This window comes from Streptomyces sp. NPDC057486 (assembly GCF_042802415.1).
GTDB lineage: Bacteria > Actinomycetota > Actinomycetes > Streptomycetales > Streptomycetaceae > Streptomyces > Streptomyces yanii.
In genome coordinates, this window is sequence record NZ_JBHVEE010000111.1 from 26,845 (window position 1) to 33,450 (window position 6,606).

Annotated in this window: 5 protein-coding genes; 4 read left to right on the forward strand and 1 reads right to left on the reverse strand. The window is 69.4% G+C overall.

Features of this window, described 5'->3' with window-relative positions; all coding sequences use genetic code 11:
• Nucleotides 1–9: 9 nt before the first annotated feature.
• From ACFU6I_RS35890 to ACFU6I_RS35900, 3 genes are read left to right on the forward strand one after another with little or no spacing between them, the layout of a single operon-like run.
• Entirely contained in the window at nt 10–996 is a 987-nt protein-coding gene (locus ACFU6I_RS35890) for a carbohydrate ABC transporter permease (protein WP_384374715.1), read from the forward strand.
• Nucleotides 993–1,823: a carbohydrate ABC transporter permease gene (locus tag ACFU6I_RS35895; protein WP_384050227.1), complete on the forward strand. Its 831-nt coding sequence runs from the start codon at nt 993–995 to the stop codon at nt 1,821–1,823. Before ACFU6I_RS35890 ends, ACFU6I_RS35895 begins: the two co-directional genes overlap by 4 nt.
• A gap of 9 nt (nt 1,824–1,832) precedes the next feature.
• A complete protein-coding gene (locus tag ACFU6I_RS35900) occupies nt 1,833–3,374 on the forward strand; it encodes a glycoside hydrolase family 3 protein (protein WP_384374718.1) in 1,542 nt (513 codons plus the stop codon).
• Nucleotides 3,375–3,570: 196 nt separating this feature from the next.
• Here ACFU6I_RS35900 and nagB read toward each other — a convergent pair whose 3' ends face one another.
• Entirely contained in the window at nt 3,571–4,356 is a 786-nt protein-coding gene (nagB, locus tag ACFU6I_RS35905) for a glucosamine-6-phosphate deaminase (protein ID WP_384374721.1), read from the reverse strand.
• 642 nt (nt 4,357–4,998) lie between these two features.
• Here nagB and ACFU6I_RS35910 point away from each other — a divergent pair.
• A complete protein-coding gene (locus ACFU6I_RS35910) occupies nt 4,999–6,465 on the forward strand; it encodes a PAS domain-containing sensor histidine kinase (RefSeq protein ID WP_345510601.1) in 1,467 nt (488 codons plus the stop codon).
• Nucleotides 6,466–6,606: the final 141 nt, after the last annotated feature.

Sequence of the window (6,606 nt, forward strand, 5' to 3'; positions counted from 1 at the left end):
ATGGCGAGCATGTCAGTGCAGACCGAAAAAGTGGACTCGGTCCCGGCAGCCGGCGTCCGCGAGAATGACGCCCCTCCAGGCGGCCCCGCCGCTTCGAGCACGGAGCGGGCCGGTGGATCCGCCCCCTACCTCCTCCTCCTGCCCGCACTGCTCGCCACAGCGGTGCTCCTGGGCTACCCGCTGGTCAAGAACGGCATGCTGTCGTTCCAGAACCTCAACCCGCGCCAGCTGATCCTCCACCTGACCGAGTGGAACGGCGTCGACAACTACAAGGAAATCCTCGGCAGCTCGGACTTCTGGAGGGTCGTCGAGCGGTCGGTCCTCTTCACCGCCGCCAACGTCGTCCTGATCATGCTGCTCGGGATGCTGGTCGGCCTGCTGCTCGCGCGGCTGGGCAAGAAGATGCGAGTGCTGCTCATGCTGGGCCTGGTGCTCGCCTGGGCCATGCCGATGATCGCGGCGACCACGGTCTACCAGTGGCTGTTCGCCCAGCGGTTCGGTGTCGTCAACTACGTCCTGGACAGCCTCGGCTGGCACTCGATGGCCGACTTCAACTGGACGAGCAGTCAGTTCTCCACCTTCTCGCTGGTCACCCTGGTGATCGTCTGGCAGTCCATCCCGTTCGTGGCGATCAACCTGTACGCCGCGTCGACGACGATCCCCCAGGAGCTCTACGAGGCCGCCTCGCTCGACGGCGCCGGCTCCTGGAAGAGCTTCACCTCGGTGACGCTCCCGTTCCTGAAGCCGTTCCTGCTGGCCACGACGTTCCTCGAAGTCATCTGGGTCTTCAAGTCCTTCGCCCAGCTCTTCGCGATCAACGGCGGCGGCCCGGACCGGCTCACCGAGACCCTGCCCGTCTACGCGTTCGTCGAAGGCGTCGGCAACCAGCACTTCGGCATGGGTGCGGCCATCTCGTTCCTGACGATCATCGTCCTGCTGGCGATGACTGGTTACTACCTGCGCACCGTACTCAAGCAAGAGGAGGACGAGCTGTGAGGCGCTCACTGTTCGGCCGGATCTGGCCCAACCTGACGGCTGTCGTCCTCTTCATAGGCTTCGCCTTCCCCGTCTACTGGATGTTCAGCACGGCGTTCAAGCCGACCGGCGACATCATCACCGACACCCCGGTGTGGTTCCCCACCGACATCACCCTCGGGCACTTCAAGAAGGCCATCGCGGCCGACCACTTCTGGACCCTGGTCGGCAACTCGTTCACGGTGACGATCCTGTCCGTGGCCGCCTCGCTGGTGATCGCGCTACTGGCGTCCTTCGCGATGGCGCGCATGCGCTTCAAGGGCCGCCGGGGCATCCTGCTGACGTTCATGATTGCGCAGATGGCGCCGTGGGAAGTCATGGTCATCGCGATCTACATGCTGGTCCGCGATGCGGACATGCTGAACAGCCTGCTCCCGCTGACGGTCTTCTACATGATGATGGTCCTGCCCTTCACCGTCCTGACGCTGCGCGGCTACGTCGCCGCGGTGCCCAAGGAACTGGAGGAGTCCGCCATGGTCGACGGCTGCACCCGCCCGCAGGCGTTCAGGAAGGTGATCCTGCCGCTGCTCGGCCCCGGCCTGATGGCGACCTCGCTCTTCGGATTCATCACCGCCTGGAACGAGTTCCCGCTCGTCCTCATCCTCAACAAGGACATCGAGTCCCAGACCCTGCCGCTCTGGCTCTCGCAGTTCCAGACCGCGTTCGGTGACGACTGGGGGGCGACCATGGCTGCCTCCTCGCTCTTCGCGATCCCGATCCTGATCCTCTTCATCTACTTGCAGCGCAAGGCCGTCAGCGGTCTTACCGACGGCGCCGTGAAGGGATAACGCCGCGTCATGACCACGCTCACCTCCACCACGGACACCGTCACGCGCGACGCCCTGGCCGTCCTGCAGCCGGGGTTCGCCGGCACCACCGCGCCGGACTGGCTGCTGCGCCGAGTCGGCGAGGGACTCTCCTCCGTCGGTCTGTTCGGCCGCAACATCGAGACGCCGGAGCAGCTCTCCGCGCTCACCGCCCAGCTCCGGGCCGAGCGGGACGACGTACTCGTCGCGATCGACGAGGAGGGCGGTGACGTCACCCGGCTCGAGGTGCGTCACGGCTCGTCCTTCCCCGGCAACCTCGCACTCGGCGCCGTCGACGACCCGGGGCTGACCCGTGCGGTCGCCCGGGAGCTCGGCCGCCGGCTCGCCGAGTGCGGTGTCAACCTCAACTGGGCACCGTCCGCCGACGTCAACTCGAACCCGGGCAACCCGGTCATCGGCGTCCGGTCCTTCGGCGCCGACCCGCACCTCGTCGCCCGGCACACCGCCGCGTACGTCGAGGGGCTCCAGGCCGCCGGGGTCGCCGCCTGCACCAAGCACTTCCCGGGGCACGGCGACACCGCGGTCGACTCGCACCACGCGCTGCCCCGCATCGATGTGGACCTCGACACCCTGCACGCCCGTGAGCTGGTGCCTTTCCGGGCGGCGATCGCGGCGGGTTCCAAATCGGTGATGAGCGCGCATATTCTGCTTCCCGCGCTCGACCCCGACCGCCCGGCGACGTTGAGCCCACGGATCCTCACCGGTCTGCTGCGCGAGGAACTGGGTTACGACGGGCTGATCGTCACCGACGGCATGGAGATGCAGGCCATTTCCTCGACGTACGGGATCGAGCGCGGTTCCGTCCTCGCGATCGCCGCGGGCGCCGACGCGATCTGTGTCGGCGGCGGGCTGGACGACGAGGACACCGTGCTGCGGCTGCGTGACGCGCTGGTCGCGGCGGTGCGGACCGGCGAACTGCCCGAGGAGCGGCTGGCCGACGCGGCGGCACGGGTACGTGCCCTCGCGTCCTGGACGCGGCGGGCGAGGGGGGCTGTCCCGGAGCCGGGCGCGGCAACGCAGGAGGGGACCGCGCCCGGCACCGGTATCGCTTCCGACATCGGCCTGGTGGCCGCCCGTCGTGCGGTGCAGGTGTCCGGCACGGCCGAACCCCTGACCGAGCCGGCGTACGTCGCCGCGTTCACTCCGGTCGCGAACATCGCGGTCGGCGACGAGACCCCGTGGGGCATCGCGGCCGAACTGGCCCGGATTCTGCCGGGCACCGGCACCGACACCTACAACAGCGGGACCGAGGCCCCGGTGACAGCGGTCCTGGACGCCGCGGGAGACCGCCGCATCGTCGTGGTCGTCCGCGACGCCCACCGTCACCCGTGGATGACGGACGCCGTGGACGCCCTGATCGCGGAGCGCCCCGACACCGTGGTCGTCGAAATGGGCGTTCCGCAGGAGTCCCCGAGAGGCGCGCTGTACGTAGCCACCCACGGCGCAGCCCGAGTCTGCGGCCAGGCAGCAGCAGAGGCCGTCACGGGATCAGCCGGTCCGTCCGGAGCCTGACACGGGGACGATCCGCACGCCGTCAGGGGTTCCGACCCCGGTCCGGTGATCGAGGAAGACGCGCCCGCCGGTCGCGCAACCGGCACACGAAAGGGCCGGGACACCCCACGCGGTGTCCCGGCCCTTTGCGAGCTCCTCTCAGGCCCTCTCCGGCCGATCTTCGTGGGCCCGCGGGCAGACATGGCCGGTCACGGCACTAGATCCCCTGCCACCGCGGCTTCGCCGCATACGTGGCCCGGAAGTAGTCCGCCAGCTTCAGCTTCGACGCCGCTGCCTCGTCCACGACCACCGTCGCATGCGGATGCAGCTGCAGGGCCGACGCCGGTACGAACGACGCCACCGGCCCCTCGACCGTCAGCGCCACCGCCTCGGCCTTGCCCTCGCCCGTCGCCAGCAGGATCGGGTGGCGGGACTCCAGGATCGTGCCGATGCCCTGAGTGATGACGTGGTGCGGCACCTGGCTGATGTCGTTGTCGAAGAAGCGCGCGTTGTCGACCCGGGTCTGCTCGGTCAGCGTCTTGATCCGGGTACGGGACGCCAGCGAGGAGCACGGCTCGTTGAAGCCGATATGCCCGTCCGTGCCGATCCCGAGCAGCTGCAGGTCCACGCCGCCCGCCGAGGCAAGCGCCTGGTCGTACGCCTCGCAGGCGGCCTGGACGTCCTCGGCCGAGCCGTCCGGGCCCATGAAGGACTCCTCGGACAGGCCGAGCGGCTCGACGACCTCGCGCAGCACCACCGAACGGTACGACTCGGGGTGACCGGCCGGCAGTCCGACGTACTCGTCGAGCTGGCAGATGCGCGCACGCGAGGCGTCCACCTCGCCGGAGCGCACCTTGGCCGCCAGCGCCTGGTAGATGGGCAGCGGGGTCGAGCCGGTGGCAACGCCGAGAAGGGCGTCGGGCTTGCGGCTCAGCAGGGCGCCGATGGCTTCCGCGATGAGTTCGCCGCCTGCCTTGGCGTCCGGGACGATGACAACTTCCACGCGGGGCCTGCCGATCTGAAGAGTCGCGACATGTGGTATAGACCAATATAGGGCTAATCTAGCAGAGCCTGGCAACACGCAGGTGACGTCCGGCTTCCCTCGGCGCGCTGTCCGGCCGCAGCCCGCCGGCAGCGCTACCGCACCCCGTGGTCGACCTGGTCGAACGGTGCTCCGGACGCACGGAAACACCCCTGGGAGGCACCCGAGGTGTCCGCCACGTTTTCGGCCGGTCAGGGCGAGCAGCCGGGCCGGATCGTGTCCGCCGGCCAAAGTCACCGAGACCCGCCGGCCGCGCCGGCCTCCGGCGGGGGAGGTCCGCAGAAACACCCGCGGGCCGCGGCGCCGGGACGGGACCCTCAGCCCGTCCGGCACCGCAGCCCGGAGTTGCTCGGCCGGCGGTGTGCGGTGCCCCCGGCCGGGGGAGGTACCGGCGCAGTCAGGGCAGAGAGCGCGGTACCTCGATCCACTCTCCTGTGCGGGGAGAGCGGAAGCTCTGTCTTGAGCATTGTGGACTAGACCATTCTCGTCTGTCCATCCATCGGAGCACGCCAATTTCCGGCCCCTGTCCCCTTGCACGCACGGGCAGGTCGTTCGGTTCGAAACCGGCGCGTATCCACAGGTACGCTCGCACACGTGCCCTCCATGAACGACCTCGTCCGCCAGCACACAGCCCTCGGCGACACAGACCTCGAGTGGCTGCATCTGCTGGTCTCGGAGTGGCAGCTGCTCTCCGACCTGTCCTTCGCCGACCTCGTCCTGTGGGTGCCCACCCGCGACGGGACCCGCTATGTGTCCGTCGCCCAGATGCGGCCCAACACGGGACCCACCTCGTACCAGGACGACATGGTCGGCCATCTGGTGCCGCGCGGCCGCCGCCCGCTGCTGGACGCGGCGCTCGACGAGGGCCGGATCGTCCGCGAGGGCGACCCGGAGTGGCGCGAGGAGGTGCCGGTACGGGTCGAGTCGATCCCCGTACGCCGTGAGGGCCGGGTTCTGGGTGTCATCGCCCGCAACACGAATCTCCTGACCGTCCGGACCCCGTCCCGGCTGGAGCTCACCTATCTGCAGTCGGCCTCCGACCTGGCCCAGATGATCGCCGCGGGGTCCTTCCCGTTCCCGGACCAGCAGGTCGACATGGATGCCTCGCCGCGCGTCGGCGACGGGCTGATCAGGCTCGATGCCGACGGTGTCGTCCAGTACGCCAGCCCCAACGGCCTCTCCGCGTACCACCGCCTCGGTCTCGCCTCCGACCTCGTCGGACACCACCTCGGCCGGACCACCGCCGAACTCGCCCCCTCCCGCGGCCCGGTGGACGAGGCCCTGGTCAAACTGGCGAGCGGCTACGCACCCCGCGAGTTCGAGGTCGAATGCGCGGGCGGCGTGATCCAGCTCCGGGCGATCCCGCTCAAGCCCAAGGGGGTCAGGATCGGCTCCCTGGTCCTCCTCCGTGACGTCACCGAACTGCGTCGCCGCGAGCGCGAGTTGATCACGAAGGACGCCACCATCCGGGAGATCCACCACCGGGTGAAGAACAACCTTCAGACGGTGGCTGCCCTGTTGCGTCTGCAGGCCCGCCGGATGGGGTCCGCGCAGGGCCGCGAAGCCCTCAACGAGGCGGTACGGCGCGTGGGTTCGATCGCCATCGTCCATGAGACGCTGTCCCAGAATCTGGACGAGCGGGTCGAGTTCGACGAGATCGCCGACCGGGTCATCGCGATGGTCGCCGAGATCTCCCCGGGCCGGGTCACCTGCCGGCGTACGGGGCGGTTCGGCATCCTCGATGCGGAAGTGGCCACTCCGCTTGCCATGGTGCTCACCGAGGTGCTGCAGAACGCCCTGGAGCACGCGTTCACCGTCGGCCAGACCGGCACGGTCGAGGTCTCGGCGGTGCGTGGCGGCTCGTCGGCCGAGGCGCGATTGCTGATCACCGTCCAGGACGACGGGTGCGGGCTGCCCGAGGGGTTCGACCCGCAGCAGGCCGGCAACCTGGGGCTGCAGATCGTACGGACGCTGGTGGAGGGTGAGTTGAGCGGATCGTTCGGCATGGTCCCGGCCCCCGAGCGCGGCACCCAGGTGGTCCTCGACATTCCGGTCCGCGCGGAGAAGTGACCGGGCCGCCGCCGGGGCGCACCCGACGGACGGCACGAACGGGAATGCGCAAAGCAGTGGGCCCGGACCGGTGCTCACCGTGCCGGCGCCCTGGGTGAGGCCGGGGTCATATACACAAAAACGAGCCCACGAACCATGGGA